This window comes from Shewanella sp. MM_2022_3 (assembly GCF_022557375.1).
Taxonomy (GTDB): Bacteria; Pseudomonadota; Gammaproteobacteria; order Enterobacterales; family Shewanellaceae; genus Shewanella; species Shewanella xiamenensis.
This window is the reverse complement of the sequence record NZ_JAKZGV010000015.1, coordinates 58952-82327: the sequence shown is the minus strand read 5'-3', so window position 1 is coordinate 82327 and position 23376 is coordinate 58952. Positions and strand designations below refer to the sequence as shown.

At 46.6% G+C, this 23376-nt stretch carries 24 protein-coding genes; 6 read left to right on the top strand and 18 right to left on the bottom strand.

Going from position 1 to position 23376, the window contains the following annotated elements; genetic code table 11:
• Window positions 1-69: 69 nt before the first annotated feature.
• Window positions 70-1428: a PLP-dependent aminotransferase family protein gene (locus MMG82_RS10660; protein WP_241406833.1), complete on the top strand. Its 1359-nt coding sequence runs from the start codon at window positions 70-72 to the stop codon at window positions 1426-1428.
• A gap of 128 nt (window positions 1429-1556) precedes the next feature.
• On the opposite strand, the gene MMG82_RS10655 is transcribed toward MMG82_RS10660, so the two are convergent.
• Window positions 1557-3431: a choice-of-anchor I family protein gene (locus tag MMG82_RS10655; RefSeq protein ID WP_144346197.1), complete on the bottom strand. Its 1875-nt coding sequence runs from the start codon at window positions 3429-3431 to the stop codon at window positions 1557-1559.
• Between the two features lie 550 nt (window positions 3432-3981).
• On the opposite strand from MMG82_RS10655, the gene MMG82_RS10650 reads away from it, so the two are divergent.
• The 3 genes from MMG82_RS10650 (at window position 3982) to ilvN (ending at window position 7814) form a co-directional block, all read left to right on the top strand.
• Window positions 3982-5136, top strand: coding sequence for a multidrug effflux MFS transporter (locus MMG82_RS10650; RefSeq protein WP_240293501.1), 1155 nt, complete (start codon window positions 3982-3984; stop codon window positions 5134-5136).
• Between the two features lie 465 nt (window positions 5137-5601).
• A complete protein-coding gene (locus tag MMG82_RS10645) occupies window positions 5602-7320 on the top strand; it encodes an acetolactate synthase 3 large subunit (protein ID WP_088585527.1) in 1719 nt (572 codons plus the stop codon).
• A complete protein-coding gene (gene ilvN / locus MMG82_RS10640) occupies window positions 7320-7814 on the top strand; it encodes an acetolactate synthase small subunit (protein WP_011072288.1) in 495 nt (164 codons plus the stop codon). The genes MMG82_RS10645 and ilvN overlap by 1 nt, the downstream gene beginning before the upstream one ends.
• A gap of 112 nt (window positions 7815-7926) precedes the next feature.
• On the opposite strand, the gene MMG82_RS10635 is transcribed toward ilvN, so the two are convergent.
• The 14 genes from MMG82_RS10635 to trmJ form a co-directional block, all read right to left on the bottom strand.
• On the bottom strand, window positions 7927-8370 hold the full coding sequence (locus MMG82_RS10635) for an Hsp20 family protein (protein ID WP_037430809.1): 444 nt from the start codon (window positions 8368-8370) through the stop codon (window positions 7927-7929).
• 298 nt (window positions 8371-8668) lie between these two features.
• The gene (gene ndk / locus MMG82_RS10630; RefSeq protein WP_011072285.1) at window positions 8669-9100 is read right to left on the bottom strand and encodes a nucleoside-diphosphate kinase; all 432 of its coding nucleotides are present in this window, start codon (window positions 9098-9100) and stop codon (window positions 8669-8671) included.
• A 232-nt stretch (window positions 9101-9332) separates the two neighbouring features.
• On the bottom strand, window positions 9333-9500 hold the full coding sequence (locus tag MMG82_RS10625) for a hypothetical protein (RefSeq protein WP_037418345.1): 168 nt from the start codon (window positions 9498-9500) through the stop codon (window positions 9333-9335).
• A gap of 207 nt (window positions 9501-9707) precedes the next feature.
• A complete protein-coding gene (iscX, locus tag MMG82_RS10620) occupies window positions 9708-9905 on the bottom strand; it encodes a Fe-S cluster assembly protein IscX (RefSeq protein WP_037418347.1) in 198 nt (65 codons plus the stop codon).
• 68 nt (window positions 9906-9973) lie between these two features.
• Window positions 9974-10873, bottom strand: coding sequence for a 30S ribosomal protein S6--L-glutamate ligase (gene rimK, locus MMG82_RS10615; protein WP_037418350.1), 900 nt, complete (start codon window positions 10871-10873; stop codon window positions 9974-9976).
• A 154-nt stretch (window positions 10874-11027) separates the two neighbouring features.
• Complete coding sequence (fdx, locus tag MMG82_RS10610; RefSeq protein ID WP_037418353.1) at window positions 11028-11363, bottom strand: ISC system 2Fe-2S type ferredoxin; 336 nt, start codon at window positions 11361-11363, stop codon at window positions 11028-11030.
• Between the two features lie 8 nt (window positions 11364-11371).
• A complete protein-coding gene (hscA, locus tag MMG82_RS10605) occupies window positions 11372-13234 on the bottom strand; it encodes a Fe-S protein assembly chaperone HscA (protein ID WP_241406832.1) in 1863 nt (620 codons plus the stop codon).
• Between the two features lie 67 nt (window positions 13235-13301).
• Window positions 13302-13826: a co-chaperone HscB gene (hscB, locus tag MMG82_RS10600; protein WP_055646618.1), complete on the bottom strand. Its 525-nt coding sequence runs from the start codon at window positions 13824-13826 to the stop codon at window positions 13302-13304.
• Between the two features lie 15 nt (window positions 13827-13841).
• A complete protein-coding gene (iscA, locus tag MMG82_RS10595) occupies window positions 13842-14165 on the bottom strand; it encodes an iron-sulfur cluster assembly protein IscA (protein ID WP_011072278.1) in 324 nt (107 codons plus the stop codon).
• Window positions 14166-14179: 14 nt separating this feature from the next.
• A complete protein-coding gene (iscU, locus tag MMG82_RS10590) occupies window positions 14180-14563 on the bottom strand; it encodes a Fe-S cluster assembly scaffold IscU (RefSeq protein ID WP_011072277.1) in 384 nt (127 codons plus the stop codon).
• A 37-nt stretch (window positions 14564-14600) separates the two neighbouring features.
• Window positions 14601-15815, bottom strand: coding sequence for an IscS subfamily cysteine desulfurase (locus MMG82_RS10585; protein ID WP_023265641.1), 1215 nt, complete (start codon window positions 15813-15815; stop codon window positions 14601-14603).
• 78 nt (window positions 15816-15893) lie between these two features.
• Entirely contained in the window at window positions 15894-16355 is a 462-nt protein-coding gene (gene iscR, locus MMG82_RS10580) for a Fe-S cluster assembly transcriptional regulator IscR (protein WP_006081858.1), read from the bottom strand.
• Between the two features lie 352 nt (window positions 16356-16707).
• Entirely contained in the window at window positions 16708-17529 is an 822-nt protein-coding gene (cysE, locus tag MMG82_RS10575) for a serine O-acetyltransferase (RefSeq protein ID WP_241406831.1), read from the bottom strand.
• A 45-nt stretch (window positions 17530-17574) separates the two neighbouring features.
• Window positions 17575-18300, bottom strand: coding sequence for a tRNA (cytosine(32)/uridine(32)-2'-O)-methyltransferase TrmJ (gene trmJ / locus MMG82_RS10570; RefSeq protein WP_169547975.1), 726 nt, complete (start codon window positions 18298-18300; stop codon window positions 17575-17577).
• 154 nt (window positions 18301-18454) lie between these two features.
• Between trmJ and suhB the strand changes: the two genes are divergently transcribed.
• Entirely contained in the window at window positions 18455-19258 is an 804-nt protein-coding gene (gene suhB / locus MMG82_RS10565) for an inositol-1-monophosphatase (protein WP_011072272.1), read from the top strand.
• A 92-nt stretch (window positions 19259-19350) separates the two neighbouring features.
• On the opposite strand, the gene lolE is transcribed toward suhB, so the two are convergent.
• From lolE to MMG82_RS10550, 3 genes are all read right to left on the bottom strand, one after another.
• On the bottom strand, window positions 19351-20601 hold the full coding sequence (gene lolE, locus MMG82_RS10560; protein WP_241406830.1) for a lipoprotein-releasing ABC transporter permease subunit LolE: 1251 nt from the start codon (window positions 20599-20601) through the stop codon (window positions 19351-19353).
• Window positions 20598-21290 carry a lipoprotein-releasing ABC transporter ATP-binding protein LolD gene (gene lolD / locus MMG82_RS10555; protein WP_047535973.1) on the bottom strand — a complete coding sequence of 231 codons (693 nt, stop codon included), beginning with the start codon at window positions 21288-21290 and terminating at the stop codon, window positions 20598-20600. The genes lolE and lolD overlap by 4 nt, the downstream gene beginning before the upstream one ends.
• Before the next feature lie 97 nt (window positions 21291-21387).
• Window positions 21388-22620, bottom strand: a complete 1233-nt coding sequence (locus MMG82_RS10550; RefSeq protein ID WP_241406829.1) for a lipoprotein-releasing ABC transporter permease subunit — start codon at window positions 22618-22620, stop codon at window positions 21388-21390.
• Between the two features lie 94 nt (window positions 22621-22714).
• Here MMG82_RS10550 and MMG82_RS10545 point away from each other — a divergent pair, with 94 nt between their 5' ends.
• Complete coding sequence (locus MMG82_RS10545; protein WP_241406828.1) at window positions 22715-23335, top strand: hypothetical protein; 621 nt, start codon at window positions 22715-22717, stop codon at window positions 23333-23335.
• Window positions 23336-23376: the final 41 nt, after the last annotated feature.

Sequence of the window (23376 nt, the reverse complement as noted above, 5' to 3'; positions counted from 1 at the left end):
CAATACTTGACAATAAAAGATACAATAAATAATATAGGGAGATTAGCGGAGATCAATGGATTTATTGTCATGGGTACAATTTGGACGCCCGATCTAGAAGCATTTACAGGTCCTAAATATCAACGTCTCGTCAGTGCGATCGAACAAGGCATTTTGTGTAAGACCCTGCCCCATGGCACAAAACTCCCACCACAGCGGCGTTTAGCCGATGCACTTGGAGTGACCATAGGCACTGTCACTCGGGCCTATGCTCTAGCGGAGCAACGCGGTTATGTGGAAGCGCGTATCGGTGATGGTACCTATGTCAACGCCTCTCCCGTGCCAGAGCTCAGTCATTTGCAGCTCAATATGGCGACTTGTCAGCAACCGCTGACGGATCAAATAAGTACGCTGAGTGATTGCCTAAGCCAACTGGCTAAGGATCCAGCGAAACTGAGTCAACTCCTTGGCTATCGCGCCAGCCCCTTAGATCAACATCAACAGATATTTCACCACTGGCTTTTACAACGCGGTATTGAACAGCAACCCGAGCAACTGATCTTTACACATGGTGGGCAACAGGCCATTTTTGCCTGCCTTAATGCCTTCCTCACCAAGGGCGAGGTGCTACTGCACGAGCAGTACAGCTATCCCGGTGTGCGTATTTGCGCGAAACAATTGGGTATCAATAGCATTGGCGTGCCATTAACCTCTGACGGAGTCGATCTGGCAAGATTCGAGGCTTTAGTACAAATCCATCAACCTAAATTGGTGTACTTAACCCTTAACAATCAAAACCCCACCTGCATTCAATACAGTGAGCAACAGAGAGAAAAACTGTTGGCACTCGCGGAGCAGTACCAGTTTTATATCATTGAAGATGATGTGAATTATTCTCTCCCCGAGGAATGGCACCCTCCGCTGTGGCAGTTAGCGCAGACGCTGAATGTGCCGAGGGTCATTTACATTTCAAGCCTGTCTAAGCTGTTTTCAGGGGGCTTAAGGCAAGGTTTTATCCTAGTACCCGAGCCGCTCATCGCGCCATTGCGCCTCGCCATTCATAGCCAATGTTGGATGGTTTCGCCGCTCAATGTGGAGCTCGCCTGTCAGCTAATCAAGCGTGGGCACATCACGGCCAATCGCGATGCGATTATTCGCGCGCGTCAGCAGCAATGCATAGCATTGGGCGACAAGCTGGGGTTAACTCAGCGCTGGCGGGGTTTAAATGGCTGGATCCAGTTACCCGAAGACATTAAAGCCCATCATCTGGTGACCGCCTTAGCGGCAAAAGGTGTACTGATCCGCAATGGGGATGACTTTAACTGCCATGACAACTTTATCCGTTTAAGTTTAGGTGGCGCCGAAAAGGATACCCAATTCCAGCTTGCGCTCGAATGCATCGAATCCACCTTTAACGCACTCAAGCAAAACGCCTATTCAGTCGTTTAACCTTGCATTTTTATCGCGAGAAAGAAGCAAAAAGAAACGCCAGAGTGATGCTCTGGCGTTTTAAGCTTACTTACAAGCATTTAAGATGTTGAGATCTAAAGTTATCGCACCTTGAACACAAGCTATGGCTATTGCACCTTGATTTGGTACACGCTGGTTGTGCCACTGACTTCATTACCAATGATCAACAGAGGCTGACCATTAGGACTCTTCTCGGCACTCACAAACTTCATGCCTTCTGGCCCTAAATCTCCCGCTAAACTGGCATCACCTTTCACTTCACCCGTATCTGTATTAATGCTGAAACTCGCGTCAAAATCACGGTTTACTACATAATCCACAAAATGCACGTCAAAAGGATTTGTCACGTCGTACATCATAAAACCAGAGGTACGTTCAAGCCCGATAAAGGCATAGCGTTTTTGGCCAATTTTGCCTAGAACTAAGGCTTCTGGCTCGGGTCCTTTATCATCACTGCGGCTATCGCCTTTGTTTTCTTCATTGTTATTGTTGAAGTTATTGCCTAACAAGGCTGCGGTGATCCGCTCAAAATCGCTGCCACTGTCAAACACCTGTTGACCATCGGCGGTCCAGATTGAGAAAGAACGCGCGCCGAAGCTCACAATTTTGTCATAATCGCCGTCGTTATCGTCATCCCCCATACTCTTAGTCACTTTCAAACGGGCTAATTGGGTCTTATCTTTTGCGGCAGCAAATTGTGGATGATTAGGATCTAAAGTTAAGTCACTGGCACGGGCTTCCTCCGAAAACCCAGCATAATCACGGGAATCCCCTTCGTTTGCGGTAACAATAAAATCAGCATTATTCCAACGGTAACTCGCAATGGTATCGGGTTGATACATGCCATACACGCCCGCATAGGCCTGAAGGTTGACCATATCGTCCTTGTCACTTGCATCAATTTTATTCACATCAAGACCATAATCCTTCAGTCCTAAGGGTAAAATCTTCGTTACTTTGGCATTGGCGATATCAATCACCGCGATGACATTGTTCTCCTGCAAGCTCACAAAGGCTCGGCTGTTATCGGGGCTGACACTGATATACTCAGGCTCCAAATCTTGCGCGACAGTGGCCATAGGGCCATTGATTTTAATGTCCTTGGTGATTTCATTATAGCGAGCATTGCCCTGATTAAACTCGGTGAATGTCACTAGCGTCGCCGTTGCTGCGGGTTTGCCATCCGCAATGGCAATAATCGCTACACTGCCCTCAGGATCGACACTATAGTCTTGATTTGGTTCACCTTCATTCGCAACGAGTACCGTTTTGCCATCATGACTAAAGACTACGTTATCTGGTAATGCACCGACTTCAACCGCGCTGAGATACTGCGGTGTCTCATTGTCATTGAGTTGGTAGAAAGCCACATAGCCATTGGCTTGGGTCTTATTACCCGCCGCATCGCCGCGCTCAATGGCCGCCGCTAACAAGTTACCATAAATACTGACACTGTTAACGCTGCCCATAAAACTCAAGCCCACATCTTTGGCGACATCCAGCTCGCCGAGCTTATCAAGATTATTCAAGGCTAATGGCGCAGTTGCCTCAGCAGCATTGCCAAGTAAGTTGGCATCGATAATGTCGACTTTACCGCTTCTCGCATTGACCACAAAAATACGCTGAGAAGCACTATGGTATTCAACAATCTCAGCAGCGCTCAGGCCATAAACGCCCGTTTGATGACGACCAATAAGCTCCGCCTTGACTCCAACTGCTTGGGGTTGGCAAATAAATTGCGTTTGCGCCGCATCGATTTCAGTCTCTTCCAACTTACCATTACGATTCGCATCAAGACCGGTATCGATACGTTGACCACCGGCGGGACAGTTTGCATCACCAATAGAGAGTGGGGTTACTTTAACTAATGAATTTAAGCCGTTATCCCCCTGCTCACCATTGGTACCGTCATCACCATTACAGGCACTAAGGAGTAAACTTGCCAGTATCGCACCAGCCAGCGGCAGTCGTTTTGTGTTCATTGCTTCATTCCTGAATGTGTTGTTATTAGTCGTAGGGTTAAGCTAAAGCCCAATAAACTAATTCGCATTCAAGACGGTTAGATGACATATAGATGACGGTGACGTGACAATCCCAGTCGAATGAATGACGCTCAGGCGTACATTGGTGCATCAATGCAATAAAAAGGCAGTAAATCGATTTTGGTTACAATTTAAGTGTAAAGATATCGTCATCGAGATTGGCTTATTCGGCTGAGCGTTTTACTATGTTATGGCTTAATATCCTTATACTCGATGACAAGACCAATCACTCAGTTCAACTGTTGTTTGAGTCTACGCTGGTCACTCATTTCTCCCCTATACTCCTCCAATGCTCATGGCACGATATGCTATGTCAATCGAGGCGAAATGAGTCGCCAATAGGCAAAATTGTTACCCTACAATTTTGATTTTCGAGTGACATAACACTTTATATCGCCTTCTTTCGCCACTCGAGGTAACTGTGGACCTACAATCGTCAACTAATTCAACCACACAGCGTAATATTCCCCATTTGGCCTTGCTTATCCCAATGCTTGCCGCCATTGTCGCGATCACGCCGCTCGCGATTGACATGTATTTGCCCGCTATGGCAACACTCGCCCATAGCTTTCATACCGATATCACCTTAGTGCAACAATCCTTAAGTGTTTATTTAGGCGGCTATGCCCTCGGCATGCTGTCCTTTGGGCCGCTTGCTGACCGTATTGGCCGTCGTCCCATGGTGATTATGGGGCTATCAGGTTTTATGTTAGCTAGCCTGTTGTTAGGCTTAGCCGAGCAGATTGAAGTGTTTTTGGGCCTGCGCTTTTTACAAGCTTTTATCGGCGCAGCGGCCACTGTGGTTGTCCCTGGCTATATCAAAGAAGTCTATGGTGAAAACACGGCTAAAGGTATGTCTTATGTCAGTTTAATCATGATGTTAGCGCCATTATTAGCCCCCAGTATTGGTAGTCTTATCCTCGAACTTGGCGAATGGCATTTGATCTTCTTTATCCAATCAGCCTATGCCCTGTTATTACTGATGTTGGTCATTACGCTGCTGAGAATGCCCAGCGATAAAGATCAAAGTAGCCGCAGCCAAAAATCTTTTTTGGGCGCCTATGCCACTGTGTTTTCACGCCCAGGCGTCAAAATGAATATTGCCAGCGGTGTGCTCACCTCCTTTGCCTTTTTCTGTTATTTAACGGCATCGCCCTTTGTCTATATGGAGGTTTTTTCATTAGATAAATCCTTATTTGCCCTACTCTTTAGTACCAATGTGGGCGCTCTGATGCTGGCAAATATCATCAATACCCGAATTGTGGGCCGTTATGGCTCGTTAAGGATGTTGCACGTGTCGACTTTCTTAGGAGCGCTCGCAGCTGCAGGTTTACTGGGAGTGAATTTATTGGGTCTCAGTTACCACTTTACGGTATTAATGCTTATTCCACTGATGGGTTCTCTTGGCATTATGTCAGTTAATGCTGATGCCATTGTGTTAATGAAATTTAAGCAGGAAACCGGCACGGCAACGGCGGTAATTGGCACCTTAAGATTTGGCTTTGGTGCCCTTGCAGGACCATTACTCGCGCTGTTTTACAATGGCACCGCAGTGCCCTTCTCGGCATTAATGTTGACGGCGGTATTATTGGTGGGATTCTGTCAATTTAACCGACAGACTCATCAAGCCAAACCAAAGCAATAATCTGCGCCTTTATGCCGCGTAAGCGAAGCAATCATAGTTTTCATCGCTTTTGTGGTTGATTTGTAACAAATTAAGCCTTCCCTAAACAAACGGCACTTAGGTTATATAGTATCTTGGTGCCGTTTTTCATTGTAAATTACCTAACCCATTCTAATTAAAGTGATTAAATAAAATAACCCCACACAAAAACTCCCGTTTCATAAGCATTTATCGCGCCTAAACATGAAATTGTCTCAAGTTGGTTATTTTTTACATAAAACCCTTGAAATGTGTTCTTTTTTGAATATGATGAAATTCTGTTCATTGCAACAGCTGCTGCATCCAAAGGGATGAGCGCTTGAAATCGATGATTTCAAGTTCAGCAAACGGAGTCTGAATTACCCTTCAGGCTTATTTTTAGAGCGATTACCGTCGCTGTAACAAGATACTGTTTACCGTAACGGTACTATGCAATAGGAGTTTCACATGGAGAAGTTATCCGGCGCCAGCATGATTGTGCGTTCCCTTATTGATGAAGGGGTAAAGCACATATTTGGTTATCCTGGCGGCTCAGTGTTAGATATCTACGACGCCCTGCACCTTATCCCCGGTATTGAACATATTCTGGTTCGCCACGAACAGGCCGCCGTGCATATGGCCGATGGTTATGCACGTGCTACGGGAAAAGTAGGCGTAGTACTCGTGACCTCAGGCCCAGGTGCCACCAATGCCATTACTGGCATCGCCACCGCCTATATGGATTCGATTCCATTGGTGGTGTTATCTGGCCAAGTGCCGAGCAATCTAATCGGTAACGATGCGTTCCAAGAATGCGACATGATTGGGATTTCACGCCCAGTCGTCAAACACAGCTTTTTAGTCCAAGATCCCACTCAAATTCCTGAGATCATTAAAAAAGCCTTTTATATTGCCTCCACGGGTCGTCCTGGCCCCGTCGTGGTAGACTTGCCCAAGGATTGCCTCAATCCGGCATTACTGCACGACTATATTTACCCCGAGAGCATAAAAATGCGCTCCTATAATCCAACGACATCGGGCCATAAAGGTCAAATTCGTCGAGGATTACAGGCATTATTAGCAGCGAAAAAACCCGTGCTTTATGTGGGTGGCGGCGCGATTATTTCTAGCAGTGAAAAGCAGATCTTAACCCTAGCAGAAAAGTTAAATATCCCCGTTGTCAGCACCTTAATGGGTCTTGGAGCCTTCCCTGGCACCCATAAAAACAGCTTAGGTATGTTGGGGATGCACGGTCGCTATGAAGCCAACATGACCATGCATAACTGCGATCTTATCTTCGGGATTGGCGTGCGTTTCGATGACAGGACCACCAATAACATCGAGAAATACTGCCCTAATGCCACCATTTTACATATCGATATCGACCCCTCATCGATTTCAAAAACCGTACGAGTGGATATCCCGATCGTTGGCTCGGCCGATATTGTATTAGACAGCATGTTAGCCCTGCTTGAAGAATCGAAGGAGAGCAACGATAGCGAGGCGCTCAAGCAATGGTGGCAAGAAATCACTGTGTGGCGCGAGCGTAACTGCTTGGCATACGATAAGGAAAGTCATCGGATCAAACCACAACAAGTGATCGAAACCCTATACAAACTCACTAATGGTGAGGCCTATGTCGCCTCGGATGTGGGCCAGCATCAAATGTTTGCCGCACTCTATTATCCCTTTGATAAACCCCGCCATTGGATTAACTCCGGTGGCCTTGGCACCATGGGCTTTGGTTTACCCGCAGCCATGGGGGTCAAAATGGCAATGCCAGACGAAACCGTCGTGTGCGTAACGGGCGATGGTTCGATTCAAATGAATATTCAAGAGCTTTCAACCGCTCTGCAATACGATACGCCGGTTAAAATTATCAACTTAAACAACCGTTTCCTCGGCATGGTCAAACAGTGGCAGGATATGATCTACTCGGGTCGCCATTCCCATTCCTATATGGATTCGGTACCCAACTTCGCCAAAATTGCCGAAGCCTATGGCCATGTTGGCATGACGATTAGCGATCCTGCTGAGCTTGAGTCTAAGATGGCCGAAGCTCTTGCCATGAAAGACAGACTGGTATTTATCGACATTATGGTGGATGAGACTGAGCACGTGTATCCGATGCTTATCCGCGGCGGCGCGATGAATGAAATGTGGTTAAGCAAAACGGAGAAATGCTAATGCGTCGAATTATATCTGTATTACTTGAGAACCAGTCCGGCGCCCTATCCCGTGTTGTCGGCCTGTTTTCCCAGCGCGGTTATAACATTGAAAGCTTAACCGTGGCGCCGACCGATGATAATACCTTGTCACGTCTTAATATCTCACTTGTCGCCGATGAGAAAGTGCTTGAGCAAATCGAGAAACAACTGCACAAGTTAGTCGATGTGCTTAAGGTGTCGAATGTTACCGAGTCAGCTTATATTGAGCGGGAACTGGCACTGGTTAAAGTCCGTGCCCAAGGGGAGCTTAGGGAAGAAATTAAGCGCACCGCCGATATCTTCCGTGGGCAGATTGTCGATGTCACCGCCAATCTTTACACCATCCAATTGGTGGGCACGACCGAAAAACTCGATGCCTTTATTCATTCCATGGGTGAAGTGACCAAAGTAGTTGAAGTATCGCGCTCGGGCGTTGTCGGCTTAGCTCGCGGCGAAAAAGCGATGAAAGCCTAAAGAGCTTATATAAAGATAACGCTTAGAAAACATCTCCAATTCGAGCCAGATAAGAAATAACAAAAAGGAAGGGGAGCATTTAGCTCCCCTTCCTTATCCGCGCGATGCTGGATTAGGATTGACTATCTAATAAGCGCGATGTGGTGATTTCAATCTTGCGTGGTTTTAATGCTTCTGGGATCTCACGCACTAAATCAATATTCAATAAACCATTCTCTAAGCTGGCACCCAATACGGTCACATAATCAGCCAGTTGGAAGGTGCGTTCAAACCCGCGCTCGGCAATACCTTGGTATAGGTATTTACGCTCAGTTTGGCTTTCGGCCTTATTGCCTTTAACCAGTAATTTCTCACCTTCGCTACTGATCTCAAGCTCTTCCATCGAGAATCCTGCCACGGCCATCGTAATGCGATAACGATTTTCGCCGAGGAGTTCAATATTATATGGAGGATAACCTGAGTTGCCATTATTCGCGGCAGCATGTTCTGCCATCTGGGCTAAACGATCAAAACCAATAGCACTACGGTAAAGAGGAGTTAAATCATAAGTACGCATATTCATATCCTTATCTTAAGCAATATGGGAAATTGGCGAACGGTTTTCAGGTTGAAAACACACATTTGTTTCGCCTAAATTAACTTCTGTCCTAACGGCACAGAATCGATTGGGATCCTCATCGAGCGATCCTGCAATAGATATAAGGATAGGAAAGCGGATTTCAAGGAAGAAATTTAAAAAAATTTAAAAACCAAATAAAAATAGTGCATTACAAACACGCCAACGCGATTCCATTAGCCAATTCCAGCCAATAAAAAAGGAGCACTAAGGCTCCCTTCTTCGGTCCGCACTCAAATTAACGAGTACGTGGACACAGTTCTTCAGCACTGAAGAAGTAAGCAATTTCACGTTCTGCAGATGCTAAAGAATCTGAACCGTGAGCTGCGTTTTCGTCGATGCTTTGAGCGAAATCAGCACGGATAGTACCAGGAGCCGCTTGAGCTGGGTTAGTTGCACCTAAAATTTCGCGGTGAGCTAAAACAGCGTTTTCGCCTTCTAATACTTGAACCATGATTGGGCCAGAAGTCATGAAAGCAACCAGAGCACCGAAGAAGCCACGCTCGCTATGCTCAGCATAGAAACCTTCAGCTTGTTCTTTAGTCAGGTGTAACATTTTAGCTGCAACGATCTTCAGACCAGCAGTTTCAAAACGGTTGTAGATTGCACCGATGTGGTTTTTAGCAACAGCATCAGGCTTAATGATAGAAAATGTGCGTTCGATCGCCATAACAAGCTTCCTTTGTCAGCAAGTTTGAAAAAATTCGCGCGGATTATACGAAATTTAAAAAGTAAATCCTATCTTTAAAGCACATAAGTCTGAGATATTGCGCACATTGGCTGGATTTGTAACCAGATTGATCACACAAAAAAACGCCAGTTGTCATTTAAGGGCAACTGGCAATTTATTATCGAGATATCTCTAAGGAGATAAATACAGGAGTAAGTATTATCAAATTAGCTTACTTTCTATTTTTTGCCCAAATTCCTGCCCAAGCAATCAAAGCAACCAAAATAACCGCTGGCGCTAAATCGAGCAAATGATGGAATAAACCGACACCGCCATGACCAGGATGAGCCCATGCCAACGCGGGTAACAGTGTGAATAACATAGCAAACAAAAGTTTCATGTGAACATCCTTGCGTTGCGAGAATAATATTAAGCGGTTAACTGCTTAACCGATAAGTAACAAGGTACGTTATTCAATAAAAAGGAAGTTGATACTGATCAAACTCCGACTAAAATCCCATTTCACAGCCAAATAAGCGTGATGAATGTCACACAAATTAGTTTTTTCGTGGACAAGTTGCCGCAACAACAAGGTGAGTAACTGATGTTATTTTTCCTCGATCCAGCATTGTTGAATAGCTTCTAATACCTTTTCATTGCAATGTTTAGGATCGTCATCAAAATCCTCTAGCGCTAACACCCACTCATACAACTCGGTAAAATGCAGTTTGCGGGGATCAACATCTGAATGTTTTTCCAGTAATTCCAAGGCGATATCTAATGAATCAATCCACTTTAATGACATCCTCTTTCCCCTATGCAAACGGACATTTCAACGCATTTCACCTGAGTTTAGCTTAATCACCACTCACTTTACGCTTGAGTTGTTTTTTTTGTCTTAATTGCGTTTTTCTCAACAAACTCGATTATCGCCCCAGCGACATCCTTAGCTGTAGCACCTTCGATCCCTTCAAGGCCTGGTGAAGAATTCACTTCCATCACTAATGGGCCATGGTTGGAACGCAATAAATCCACACCCGCAACGTTCAGGCCCATGGTCTTAGCGGCACGAATAGCCACTGAGCGTTCTTCTGGCGTGAGTTTAACTAAACTCGCCGTACCGCCACGGTGGAGGTTTGAGCGAAACTCCCCTGGCATGGCTTGGCGCTTCATCGCGGCGACTACTTTATCACCAAGGACAAAACAACGAATATCCGCACCGTTAGCTTCTTTGATATATTCTTGTACCATGATATTAGCCTTTAATCCCATAAAAGCTTCAATCACGCTTTCGGCCGCTTTACGGGTTTCAGCCAAAACAACGCCAATACCTTGAGTGCCCTCAAGCAATTTAATCACTAGCGGCGCACCACCAACCATATCGATTAAATCAGGAATATCGCTTGGCTTATTGGCAAAGCCGGTGATCGGCAAACCAATACCACGACGTGACATCAACTGCATTGAACGCAGCTTATCGCGGGAGCGCGAAATGCCAACAGAATCATTGAGTGCGTAGACGCCCATCATCTCAAACTGGCGCAGCACCGCAGAGCCATAAAAGGTAATTGATGCGCCGATACGTGGGATCACCGCATCAAAGGGCGGTAATTCTTCACCACCAATATGAATGCTCGATTGGCGCATATTGATGTTCATATAGCATTCGAGCGGATTGATCACTTTGACTTCGTGACCACGTAATGTCGCAGCCTCAACGAGTCGCTTTGTGGAATATAGCTCAGGCCCTTGCGATAGGATCGCGATTCTCATTCTGGTCTCCGACAACCATTTCATTTTGAGCGCATAATACGCTTGCTTAAGGATAAATCAATCATGGCTATTATTGCTTGCGCAAATGCTAGTCTACAAAAGACAAAAACCAGTCACTAGGACTGGTTTTTGGCGATTTCAGCACAAAAGTGACTTAGCCTTCGCTCACCATATTGACAGTGTATTTAGGCATTTCAATCACCAGATCGCAATCAACCACTTTAGCCTGACAGGATAAGCGGCTCTCAGGCTCGAGTCCCCAAGCTTTATCAAGCATATCGTCTTCAAGTTCATCACTTGGCTCTAGCTCATCAAATCCTTCACGCACAATGCAATGGCACGTAGTGCAAGCACAGGATTTTTCACAGGCATGTTCGATATTGATGCCATTGCGCAGCGCCACATCGAGAATCGTTTCACCTACTTCAGCTTCCAACACTGCGCCATCGGGACACAACTCAGCATGGGGAAGAAAGACTAACTGGGGCATCACATCACCTATATCTTGTCAATTGACTGACCTTTAAAGGCCACTCGAATAGAATTATCCATACGTTTTGCGGCAAAATCTTGAGTATGTTCATCAAGAATTTCGATCGCATTTTTAATTGCATCAGCATCATCACCGCCAGCGACGTGAACCAGCTGAGCCATCACAGTATCAATCTGCTGACGCTCATCGCTTGTGAGTAAGTCACCATCTTTAGAGAGCGCTGCATTCAAGGACTCAAGCACCCTCGCCGCCTCAACTTGCTGCTCAGCCAGCATACGGCGGCTGATATCTTCTTTAGCATGCTTCATCGAGTCTTTGAGCATAGTCGCGATCTCAGTATCCGATAAACCAAACGAAGGCTTGACCTGAATGCTCGATTGCACGCCAGTGGATTTCTCCATGGCCGTCACACTTAATAATCCATCAGCATCCACTTGGAAGGTCACCCGGATATGGGCTGCACCTGCCGCTAACGGTGGAATACCTTTTAGGGTAAAGCGTGCTAGAGAGCGGCAATCGTCAACTAACTCGCGCTCACCCTGCACGACATGGAACGCCATCGCCGTTTGTCCATCCTTGAAGGTGGTGAACTCTTGGGCGCGTGCCACGGGGATAGTCGTGTTACGAGACACCACTTTCTCCACTAAACCGCCCATGGTTTCAATCCCTAATGATAGTGGGATCACATCAAGCAGTAATAATTCAGATTCGGGTTTGTTACCGACCAAAATATCAGCCTGAATCGCCGCGCCAATGGCGACAACACGGTCAGGATCGATTGAGGTTAATGGCGCTTTACCAAAAAAGGCTTCAACTTGCTCACGTACTAATGGTACGCGGGTAGAGCCGCCAACCATGACGGTTTCAAGCACTTCATCAGCCGTTACGCCCGCATCACGTAGGGTGCGGCGACAACTTGCGATGGTTTTCTTCACAAGCGCAGCGATGAGGCTCTCAAATTGCGCCTTAGTAACCACTTGTTTGAGCACCGAACCATCGGCAAGGGTAAGACTAGCCTCAGTATCACTCGAATCGGTTAAGGCTTCTTTCACCCGGCGCGCTTCAATCAATAGCTGGCGACTTAACTGAGAGTCGATATCAGTCAGTTGCCACACTTGCTGCATATGTGCTTGTAAAAGATGATCAAAATCATCACCACCGAGCGCAGAATCGCCGCCCGTAGCCAGTACTTCAAATACGCCACGGTTTAAGCGCAAAATAGAAATATCAAAGGTGCCACCACCGAGATCGTAAATGGCGATAACACCTTCTTGCTTAGAGTCTAAGCCATAGGCAATCGCAGCCGCAGTGGGTTCATTTAATAGGCGTAAAACATTAATACCCAATAACGATGCTGCATCCTTAGTTCCCTGACGCTGGGCATCATCGAAATACGCAGGCACAGTGATCACTGCACCTTGCAGCTCACCGCCAAGGGTTTTTTCGGCGCGTTCAATTAAAGGACGTAAAATTTCGGCAGAAACTTGCACCGGATTCACTCGACCTTGGGGCGTCACAAACAGCGGTAAACCATTTTCACTGGCTTCGAATTGATATGGGAAAGATTGCTCACCAGCTTGGATGTCCGCAAGACTACGCCCCATAAAACGTTTAACGGAAACGATAGTGTTTTGAGGATCCTGCGCTGAACTTAACGCCGCCACATAACCCACTTCAATTCCATCATGAGTGTAACGAACTATCGAAGGTAAAGAATGCTGTCCGTTTTCATCAGGCAAGGTTGCCGTTACGCCACTGCGTACAGCAGCCACAAGTGAATTGGTTGTACCTAAATCGATGCCAACGGCAAGTCTATGTTGGTGCGGCGCGGCACTTTGTCCGGGCTCAGCAATCTGCAAAAGGGCCATATGTATCCAACTTAGTAACGCCGACTCAAATCAATCGGAATCGGCAAAATAACTGCAATAAGGAAAATTAATCGAGCAACGCGTCTTCGATACGCGTCAGTTCATCGTGTAATTTTGCCATAAATTTAAGTTTGCGAACTTGATCTGCCGCTAACAAGGCGTCTTCGTCACTGCCACTGCTCAGCTGTGAAGCCAATACTTTATTCAACTGAGCGCGGTAAGTCGCAAAAGAATCGTACAGTTCATCAATGCTGGCTTGGGGATCTGCGCTATCACGAATATCTTCAAGTGCTTCACGCCATTCCATCTGCTGCATTAAAAATGCAGTATCTTTCACTGTCGTGGTCTCATGACTTAAATCAATACCACGCAGGGAGAGCATATGCTCAGCACGGCGGATGGGGTCTTTTAGGGTTTGATAACCGTCGTTGACTTGTGCGGTGCGTTGCACCGACAACAACCGTTGTTGCTCGGTATCATTGGCAAACTTATCGGGATGAACCGCACGTTGCAGGTCGCGGTAGCGTTCTGCAAGCAATGCGGTGTCAATATCGAAGCTAGGAGAAAACTTAAACAGCTCGAAATAATTCATGCGTCAATTCGGCAATTAAACAGTGAAACTCTCACCGCAACCGCACTCACCTTTTGCGTTCGGGTTGTTAAATTGGAAACCTTCGTTCAGTCCTTCTTTAACAAAATCCAATTCAATGCCCTGAAGATAGATAAAGCTTTTCGCATCGATAATGATTTTTACACCATCAATATCATATACTTCATCGTCATCGTTCAGTGCATCAACAAACTCAAGCACATAAGCCATACCTGAACAGCCTGACGTCTTTAAGCCGAGGCGCAGACCAATTCCCTTGCCTCGATTTGCTAAGAAAGACCTGACGCGTTCAGTTGCCGCTGGGGTCATTGTAATTGCCATCTTAACTCCAGATGTTACTTAGCTTGTTTCGATTTGTACTCGTCGATCGCCGCTTTAATGGCATCTTCTGCCAAAATGGAACAGTGGATTTTCACTGGTGGCAAGGCTAATTCTTCCGCGATATCGGTGTTTTTGATGGCCGCCGCTTGCTCGATAGTCTTGCCTTTTACCCACTCGGTTACCAGTGAGCTAGACGCAATCGCGCTGCCACAACCGTAGGTTTTGAACTTAGCGTCTTCGATGATGCCGTCTGCGCCGATTTTCAGCTGTAACTTCATCACGTCACCGCAAGCTGGTGCTCCCACCATACCAGTTACGACCGAAGGATCGTTCTTGTCGAAAGAACCAACGTTACGTGGGTTCTCATAATGATCTATCACTTTTTCACTGTAAGCCATGGTACTGCTCCAAAATTATCTATTGTAAATGGTCGAATTAATGATGAGCCCACTGGACCTGATTCAGGTCAATGCCATCTTTGAACATCTCCCACAGTGGAGACATTTCTCTTAATTTATCAATAGATTGAGTAATAACTTCGATAGCGTGGTCGATTTCTTCTTCGGTGGTAAAACGGCCGATAGAGAAACGAATTGAGCTATGCGCCATTTCATCATTTAAACCGAGCGCACGTAACACGTAGCTTGGCTCGAGACTGGCTGACGTACAGGCAGAACCCGATGAAACCGCTAAATCTTTTAATGCCATCATCAGCGACTCACCTTCAACATAGTTGAAGCTGACGTTCAGGCTACCGCTCACACGGTGAGTCATGTCGCCGTTTACATACGTCTCTTCGATGTGCTTGATGCCATTCCATAACTTGTCACGCAGTTTAGCGATACGTGCGTTGTCTGTTGCCATTTCAGCTTTTGCGATTGCAGCCGCTTCACCTAAACCGACGATTTGGTGAGTTGGCAATGTGCCACTACGCATACCACGTTCATGGCCACCGCCGTGCATTTGCGCTTCTAAACGAATGCGAGGTTTACGGCGAACGTACAGAGCACCAATCCCTTTTGGACCATACATTTTGTGGCCAGAAATAGAGATCAGATCGACCTTAGTGGTTTGTACATCGATAGGTAATTTACCCGCGCTTTGTGCAGCATCCATATGGAAGATAATGCCTTTTGAACGGCATAACTCGCCGATAGCATCCACATCATGGATCACACCGATTTCGTTATTCACATGCATGATGCTGACAAGAATCGTGTCGTCGCGCATCGCCGCTTCTAAACGTTCCATCGGAATGATACCGTTAGCATCTGGCTCTAAGTAAGTGACTTCAAAACCTTCACGCTCAAGCTGACGGCAGGTATCGAGTACCGCTTTATGTTCAGTCTTGCTGGTGATGATGTGCTTGCCTTTCTTATTGTAGAAGTGCGCTACGCCTTTGATCGCCAGATTGTTTGATTCGGTTGCACCTGAGGTAAACACGATTTCACGGTGATCAGCATTGATCAGATCAGCCACTTGGCTGCGCGCCACATCCACCGCTTCTTCCGCTTGCCAGCCATAACGGTGAGAACGTGATGCTGGGTTACCGAAGATGCCATCCATCGTCATGTATTGGAACATTTTTTCCGCGACTCGCGGATCAACTGGCGTGGTGGCGGCATAATCTAAATAGATAGGAAGCTTCATAACACACTCCGTACTTAGCAGTCTCTGCCGAGGCTACATACAACGTACAAAAATAATTTTTATCGTATAACAAAAAGCCTATAAGCTGACTCTTTGCTCCTTTTGCATAGTGTCTTGCTTAAGCGAAATAAATTGCACATCTCGTTTCTGCATTAAGCCCGCAAGACTGATACCATCTAAAAAATCTGAAATTTGTTTGCTTAAATCGCCCCAAAGCGAGTGCGTTAAGCAGCGAGTTCCACTCTGGCAATTGCCTAATCCTTGACAACGAGTCGCATCGACAGACTCGTCAACGGCATGAACCACCATGCCAACAGAAATATCATTTGCCTCTAGGCCTAAACGGTAACCACCACCAGGACCTCGGACACTTGCCACTAGGCCATGTTTGCGTAACTTTGCGAAGAGTTGTTCCAGATAGGAAAGCGAAATCCCTTGTCTTTCAGAGATATCCGCCAAGGGAACTGGTCCTGAAGCTGAGTGGATAGCCACATCAAGCATTGCGGTTACTGCATAACGACCTTTAGATGTAAGTTTCATAACTACCATAGCTCCCGAACAGGTATGGAGCTATTTCAACATACCCGAGTAAATCAGTCAAGTATAAAACCGAGTAAAACACTCAAGTATTTAAGCGTGCCGTTAACCAATACCCTTTCATCTTGGTGGGGTATTTAACCTTTTTCTGCCCTAAGATTCAATGCCAAAGGGGCAATTAATCACCCAAATTGGCCTGATATCGGGATCTAACGCACTATCTTGAAATGAAAGCAGAGCACACATGCCCAAAGTGTTCAAAAGCTATACAATGGGATTTGCACTATCGAAATAAAAGCGTTAGCAGAGTGGTGACACTCTAAAAGAAATTGCATCTACTCTGCTATTTTCAGGACTATATACTTGGATCAAACTCATCAAGCGCACTTTGGCGCTTATCAGCAGCCACCTTTTCGACATCGTTAAAATCGCCAACATTCAGCTCAGGCAATCTTTCGGTGCACACATCGCCACCTAAACGCTGGATAGCTTGACACAACTCCTGCACCTTTGAGTCCATTAAATGCATATGGTCCAGCATTTGACCAATCGCGTTAGCAACGGGATCGGGATTATCAGGTGAGACCGCGTAAGCATCGAAACCATACTTCTTAGCCATAGCACTACGGCGTTCGGATTTTTCTTTTGATTGTGGTGAGGGGGTTGCTACCACACGCCCAGGAATACCAACCACTGTCGTATCCTTAGGCACATCTTTTACTACAACAGAATTTGAGCCTACACGCGCCCCATCATGCATGGTGATAGGACCTAAGATTTTGGCGCCAGCACCAACAACGACGTTATTACCCAGTGTTGGGTGACGCTTACCTGCTTGCCAAGTGGTGCCGCCCAATGTCACGCCGTGATACAAGGTGCAATCATCGCCAATTTCAGCGGTTTCACCGATCACCACGCCCATACCATGGTCGATAAAGAAACGATCGCCAATAGTAGCACCAGGATGGATCTCCACTCCCGTCAACCAGCGCGAAAAAGTCGATAAACAACGAGCCATTAAGCGCCAATCACGCTTCCATAACTTATGGCTTATCCTGTGCAGCCAAATGGCGTGCATGCCAGGATAATTAACCAAGATCTCAAAGGCGCTACGCGCCGCGGGATCACGGTGATATATAGATTCAATGTCTTCTTTTAGCCTAGCTATCACACCCATTACTCAATCCTTCGCGATTACCGTTATGTACCAAATTTGCTTTGGCTATTTTTGTTTATTACCCACCACTTTATCAATCGAAGTCAAAATTCCCCGAAGAATATTCATCTCTTGACTTTCGATACGTGCACGGCTGAATAGACGGCGTAACTTTGTCATCACTTGGCCGGGATGGTTTTTAATAATAAAGCCTGTCGATGATAAGGTACTTTCAAGATGTACAAAGAAACGCTCAAGATCGGCAGAGAGTGGATATTCTTCAACCTCTTGTGACACCTCCGTTTGGGCTAAATGTGCCACACGCGTCTCATAACAAATGATCTGCACAGCCTGCGCGAGGTTCAATGAGCTGTATTCAGGGTTAGCAGGAATCGCCACATGGTAAGTACATTGCTGTAATTCTTCATTAGTTAACCCATGATTTTCACGACCAAAGACGATGGCGACAGGCCCTGCTAAACTTTCTGTCACCAGCTTTTGTCCTGCTTCTCGCGGATCGAGCATAGGCCAATCTAAGGTACGGCTACGGGCACTGGTGGCAATCACCAAACTGCAATCGGCGATGGCTTCTTCTAAGGAATCCACTTTAACCAGATGTTTTAAAATGTCCGAAGCGCCTGCGGCCAAGGCAATGGATTGACCGTCCACTTCACATCTTGGTTCAGCAAGATACAGGGTTGATAACCCCATCGTCTTCATCGCTCTGGCGGTTGAGCCAATATTGCCGGGGTGCGATGTCCCCACTAAAATCACCCGAATATTACTTAGCATGAAACGACTTAATTTAATTCACAAAACACAGGGAGCGAATACTATCACAGGCGTGCGCGAATGCTTATATGAAAATCGGTATTTGATATAACAATCAAATCGAGTATAATGCCGCCCGCTATTTTTAACGTTCTTTAACATCCAGGGGATTGCAATGCATCCGATGCTGACGATTGCTGTTCGCGCTGCTCGCGCGGCCGGCCAAACTATTATGCGTGCCTACACTGAACTTGACCGAGTTGAAGTCAGTGCTAAAGGTATCAACGATTTTGTTACCAGTGTAGACAAGGAAGCAGAAGCCGCTATTACCTATCAAATTCGTAAATCTTACCCAGATCACACTATCGTGGGTGAAGAAAAAGGCGAAAATCGCGGTGAAAACAAAGACTATATTTGGATAGTCGATCCTCTGGATGGCACTAACAACTTCGTTAGAGGCATTCCCCATTTTGCGGTTTCTATCGCACTCCAATACAAAGGCAAAACTGAAGTTGCCGTTGTTTATGATCCAGTTCGTGAAGAATTATTTACCGCTATCCGTGGTAAAGGCGCCAAATTAAACGATTTCCGTATTCGCGTGACCAATGTTAACGAACTAGCACCAACCATTATCGGTACAGGTTTTCCATTTAAAGCCCGTCAACATACCGAAACCTATATGGCCATTTTCGGCGAAGTGTTCGGTCATTGTTCAGACTTACGTCGCACAGGTTCTGCAGCATTAGATTTAGCCTATGTGGCCGCAGGCCGTTTAGACGGTTTCTTTGAAATTGGCTTAAAGCCATGGGATATCGCTGCTGGCGATCTGTTATGTCGTGAAGCAGGTGGCACAGTCACTGACTTTACTGGCGGTCATAACTATCTGATCTCTGGCAATATCGTTGCGGGTTCTCCGAAAGTGACGACCGAATTAGTAAAAACCATGCGTCCTTTACTAAACGAAGGCTTAAAGCGTTAATCACGTTTAGCGCAAAACAAGACCAAAAAGGCCAGTGATATTATCACTGGCCTTTTGTTTTTGAGCTTTTAAGTGCAGAACGGTAGCGCCAGTTATCTGCCCGCCAATGCCTGCGCAGGGCCAATTTGACTTGCTTTCCATGCAGGATACAGGGTTGCAATCAGGCTCATTATAAACGCGGTGGCAATCACTAAACCGGCATCCGCCATATGCAGTTCGGAGGGAAGAAAATCCACAAAATACACATCCGCAGATAACAATTGGATCCCAAGTAATTGCTCAATGCCACGAGCAATAGCACTGAGATTAATGGCTGTCGCAATACCAATCACCCCACCGAGCGCACACCCCACTAAACCGTTTAATGCCCCCTGCACCATAAAAATGCCCATTACCGATAAACGACTCAGTCCCATGGTCATCAGGATCGCAATTTCACTGGCCTTATCGCGCACCGCCATCACCAAGGTCGAGACAATATTGAAACAGGCCACACCAATCACCAGAACTAACACGAGGTACATTATGGTGCGAACCAATTGAATATCTTGATATAAATGACCTTGTGTTCGAGTCCAATCACTAATATACACTGACTGATTCAACGCATAACCTAACTCGCGAATTTTCGCTGGCGCCTCAAACACCTGCGCCACGCTGATGCGAACCCCCGTCACGCCTTGATGTAAATTAAGGATATTTGCCGCATAACGCATGGGAATATACGCGGTGGTTAATTCAAGCTCTCCACCTAAGCGATACACACCTGACACCACAAAGCGATGGCTTTTTGCAGCACGTAAGCTTCCCGCATGTTCAGGGTCAAGATCTTGTACATACAGCGCCAGCGTATCGCCGACTTCGAGGCCTAATTTTTTCAGCAAACTTTCACCAAGGACGATGTGATTATCATCTTCACTCAAGCTCTGCCAAGTCTCGGGAGTCATAAATTGCGACAATGTAGAGACTTTTGCCTCTTGTTCAGGATCAATGCCAACGACAGCAAGCCCCTGAAAACCACCAGGCTTTTGCACTAAACCCTGCATACGAATAAAAGGCGCCGCTGCAGTAATGCCTTCAATCTGCAGCGCAGTTTGCTCAACAGCGCGCCAGTCAGCAATCGGCTCATTCACGCCCACCACATCCGCTTGGGAGATCACCCCGAGTAAACGTTGCTCCAGCTCGCGCTCAAAACCATTCATCGCCGAGAGCACGATAATTAATACGGCGACACCCAGAGCAATACCCGCTGTCGATGCAAAGGAAATAAAGCTAATAAAACTATTGGATTGGCGCGCACGGTAAAAACGCCAGCCAATTGAGAGGGCTAATGGTCCTTTCATTGGGCGCTTTCCGGTACTTGCAAATAACCATTTTTCATGGTGAGTTGTCTGTCCATCCGCGCTGCCAATTTAGGATCGTGGGTAACCACCACAAACGCGGTACCGAGTTGATTGGCCAATTCGCGAATAAGTTCATACACGGCCTCGCCGCTCTTCGCATCGAGATTTCCCGTAGGTTCATCGGCCAGTACGAGTTTGGGTTTGTTGATAAGCGCCCGGGCGATTGCCACCCGTTGCCGTTCACCGCCCGAAAGCTCAGCAGGAATATGGCTCATTCTGTGCCCAAGACCCACTCTCTCGAGCAAAACCTTGGCATCGGCTTGCGCTTGGCTGCGATCACGACCTTGGATAAATGCCGGCATTGCCACATTTTCAAGGGCGGTAAATTCAGGCAACAAATGATGAAATTGATAAATAAAGCCTAAATCCTGATTACGGATCTGCGCCTGACGCGCACTGCTCACTTGATATAAATCCTCACCAGCCAACAACACTTTTCCCGATGACGGTTTATCAAGCGTCCCCATAATATGCAGTAACGTACTTTTACCCGAGCCTGAAGTGCCCACAATCGCCAGCTGTTCGCCCTTAAATACCTGTAAATCCACATCAGACAACACCTGCGTGGTTACATCGCCGTCGTGATAACTCTTACTCACCGCCTGCACTTGCAGTAACACATCTTGCATTGAGATTCTCGCTATTGATTCTATATGACATGGCAAAGTGCCACGTCTACACTCCACTTTTACGATGGAGCAATTATTTTAGTCGTTGAAAACACCGTTATTCATAACGCAGCGCTGTCGCTGGCTGCACCCTTGCAGCCCGTAGCGCAGGGTAAAGAGTTGCCACTAGGGTCACCACTAAGGTACCGACAATAATCAGCGACAATTGCCCAAGCGCCAGTTTTACCGGCAACATTTGTCCAGTCCCTAAAATCGAAATACCCAGGGTTGCCATAATGCCATTCAAATTAAGGGTAATTAGAATACCGACCACTAAGCCCAGCACTAAACCTAACACCGCATTCAATAAACCTTGCACCACAAAAATGCCCATCACAGCTGAGGTTCTTAAACCTTGGGTTTTAAGCACTGCGACATCGGTGGTTTTATCGACAACCATCATGACTAGCGCCGAGACAATATTGAATGCCGCCACCGCCACAATCAGGCTGAGCATCAGCGACATCATATTTTTTTCCATCTTCACTGCGCTAAATAGATGTCCATAGGTGTCACGCCAATCGCTCGTGGTCGCCTCGATGCCCTGCTCTGTTAAGATTTGCTGCACATCCTTGGCAAGTGCAGGCGCGTTAAAAGGATCGTTTAAATACAGCCTTAGCTGGTTGATTTCATCACTGGGCTGACGCATTAACCGCTTTGCATCTTGATAATGAACGTAAGCCACGCCCGCATCCACTTGTGAACCCATTTCGAACACTGCAGACACTAAAAACTTACGTTGGCTGGGCACAGGGCCAAGCGGCGAGTACACCACGCCATCGCCACTTAATAAGCGTACCGTATCCCCAGGGCTGACTTTTAACTGGCGCGCCAGTTCGCTGCCCAATATGACCTTATACTGGCCACTGGTTAACTCGTTAAACGCGCCGGAATAGGTATGTTGCGCCACCGCGGAGAGTTTTTCGGCAAGCTCAGGAAACACTCCAAACACTTGCACGGCGCGGATATTCGCCGCCGACTGCACCATGGCTTGCGTCGACACACTTGGCGTCACCCCTTGCACGCCGGGCAGCTTAGTTAGCTTTTCTGCCGCAATAGTCCAATCGCTTAACGGAGCTTTAGTATAAACAGTCAATTGCGGTACAGCGCCGAGGATGCGCTGCTTTAATTGCCCTTCGAGGCCATTCATCACCGAACTGACCACGATCAAGGCGGCAACCCCTAAAAAAATGCCCGAAACGGCAAATAAGGTAATAAAAGAAGCAAATGCGTTTGCTTTTCTGGCCCGCCAATAACGGTAACCAACGTAGAGAGGGAATCGAAGATCCATTGAAAGAGGGCTGCGTCCTGTGTGCTGAACTTGCTAAATCATAAAGATGGGCACGATAATAGGGGTTTAGGTTCTATAAATAAAGAGGCAAGCCTTGTTCACTGACACCAATCCGTATTTTAGTGTGCCTCATCCCTTTACCGCTTACTTAAGCCTCTGGGACGAAAATCGACCTCTACCCAATGAAATGGCTTTAAGATCAATGCAATCCTTAGGGATCCAGCTATTGAGTGAAGTAAAAGCCCTCGAAGCGAGCTGTTTGTTACAATTGCGGCATTTAGATAATGAAGCCAAGGTGGTGGTGGATTTTCTCAAGCTACAATCGCGCAAGGTGGATTTAGTCCTGCAACACGTGCTCGAAAAAGAAGTCCAAGAGGGTGATAAATATGATGGTTGTCAGTTTGGTGGCAGTGGTATTCGCATAATCAGCACGACCGAATTACCTCTAGGGCGCCATTTTAAAGTGACCTTATTTATCCATGACGAACTGGTCGCTATTTTATGTTTTGCCAAGGTCACCGCTTGTATGCTCTCACAGGAAGCCCAATCAACTGCGCAGCAAGCACAACAGTACAACGCATCGTCGCCCTATCTAATCGACCTCGAATTTAGCCAAATACTGGATTCGGATGTGGAGCAACTGGTCAAAGCGAGTCTCAATGTTCAACAAAAACAACTTAAACTGCGTAAACAAGCTAGGGACGAACGCCAATAAAGACGAGAGTTTTCACTAGCACCCTCGCGCCCAAGTCACTA

Excerpts from the sequence above, each read along its gene's own strand:
- MMG82_RS10660 (WP_241406833.1), top strand. The coding sequence starts at position 70 with ATGGGTACAATTTGGACGCCCGATCTAGAAGCATTTACAGGTCCTAAA.
- MMG82_RS10655 (WP_144346197.1), bottom strand. The coding sequence starts at position 3,431 with ATGAACACAAAACGACTGCCGCTGGCTGGTGCGATACTGGCAAGTTTA.
- MMG82_RS10650 (WP_240293501.1), top strand. The coding sequence starts at position 3,982 with ATGCTTGCCGCCATTGTCGCGATCACGCCGCTCGCGATTGACATGTAT.
- MMG82_RS10645 (WP_088585527.1), top strand. The coding sequence starts at position 5,602 with ATGGAGAAGTTATCCGGCGCCAGCATGATTGTGCGTTCCCTTATTGAT.
- ilvN (WP_011072288.1), top strand. The coding sequence starts at position 7,320 with ATGCGTCGAATTATATCTGTATTACTTGAGAACCAGTCCGGCGCCCTA.
- MMG82_RS10635 (WP_037430809.1), bottom strand. The coding sequence starts at position 8,370 with ATGCGTACTTATGATTTAACTCCTCTTTACCGTAGTGCTATTGGTTTT.
- ndk (WP_011072285.1), bottom strand. The coding sequence starts at position 9,100 with ATGGCGATCGAACGCACATTTTCTATCATTAAGCCTGATGCTGTTGCT.
- MMG82_RS10625 (WP_037418345.1), bottom strand. The coding sequence starts at position 9,500 with ATGAAACTTTTGTTTGCTATGTTATTCACACTGTTACCCGCGTTGGCA.
- iscX (WP_037418347.1), bottom strand. The coding sequence starts at position 9,905 with ATGTCATTAAAGTGGATTGATTCATTAGATATCGCCTTGGAATTACTG.
- rimK (WP_037418350.1), bottom strand. The coding sequence starts at position 10,873 with ATGAGAATCGCGATCCTATCGCAAGGGCCTGAGCTATATTCCACAAAG.
- fdx (WP_037418353.1), bottom strand. The coding sequence starts at position 11,363 with ATGCCCCAGTTAGTCTTTCTTCCCCATGCTGAGTTGTGTCCCGATGGC.
- hscA (WP_241406832.1), bottom strand. The coding sequence starts at position 13,234 with ATGGCCCTTTTGCAGATTGCTGAGCCCGGACAAAGTGCCGCGCCGCAC.
- hscB (WP_055646618.1), bottom strand. The coding sequence starts at position 13,826 with ATGAATTATTTCGAGCTGTTTAAGTTTTCTCCTAGCTTCGATATTGAC.
- iscA (WP_011072278.1), bottom strand. The coding sequence starts at position 14,165 with ATGGCAATTACAATGACCCCAGCGGCAACTGAACGCGTCAGGTCTTTC.
- iscU (WP_011072277.1), bottom strand. The coding sequence starts at position 14,563 with ATGGCTTACAGTGAAAAAGTGATAGATCATTATGAGAACCCACGTAAC.
- MMG82_RS10585 (WP_023265641.1), bottom strand. The coding sequence starts at position 15,815 with ATGAAGCTTCCTATCTATTTAGATTATGCCGCCACCACGCCAGTTGAT.
- iscR (WP_006081858.1), bottom strand. The coding sequence starts at position 16,355 with ATGAAACTTACATCTAAAGGTCGTTATGCAGTAACCGCAATGCTTGAT.
- cysE (WP_241406831.1), bottom strand. The coding sequence starts at position 17,529 with ATGGGTGTGATAGCTAGGCTAAAAGAAGACATTGAATCTATATATCAC.
- trmJ (WP_169547975.1), bottom strand. The coding sequence starts at position 18,300 with ATGCTAAGTAATATTCGGGTGATTTTAGTGGGGACATCGCACCCCGGC.
- suhB (WP_011072272.1), top strand. The coding sequence starts at position 18,455 with ATGCATCCGATGCTGACGATTGCTGTTCGCGCTGCTCGCGCGGCCGGC.
- lolE (WP_241406830.1), bottom strand. The coding sequence starts at position 20,601 with ATGAAAGGACCATTAGCCCTCTCAATTGGCTGGCGTTTTTACCGTGCG.
- lolD (WP_047535973.1), bottom strand. The coding sequence starts at position 21,290 with ATGCAAGATGTGTTACTGCAAGTGCAGGCGGTGAGTAAGAGTTATCAC.
- MMG82_RS10550 (WP_241406829.1), bottom strand. The coding sequence starts at position 22,620 with ATGGATCTTCGATTCCCTCTCTACGTTGGTTACCGTTATTGGCGGGCC.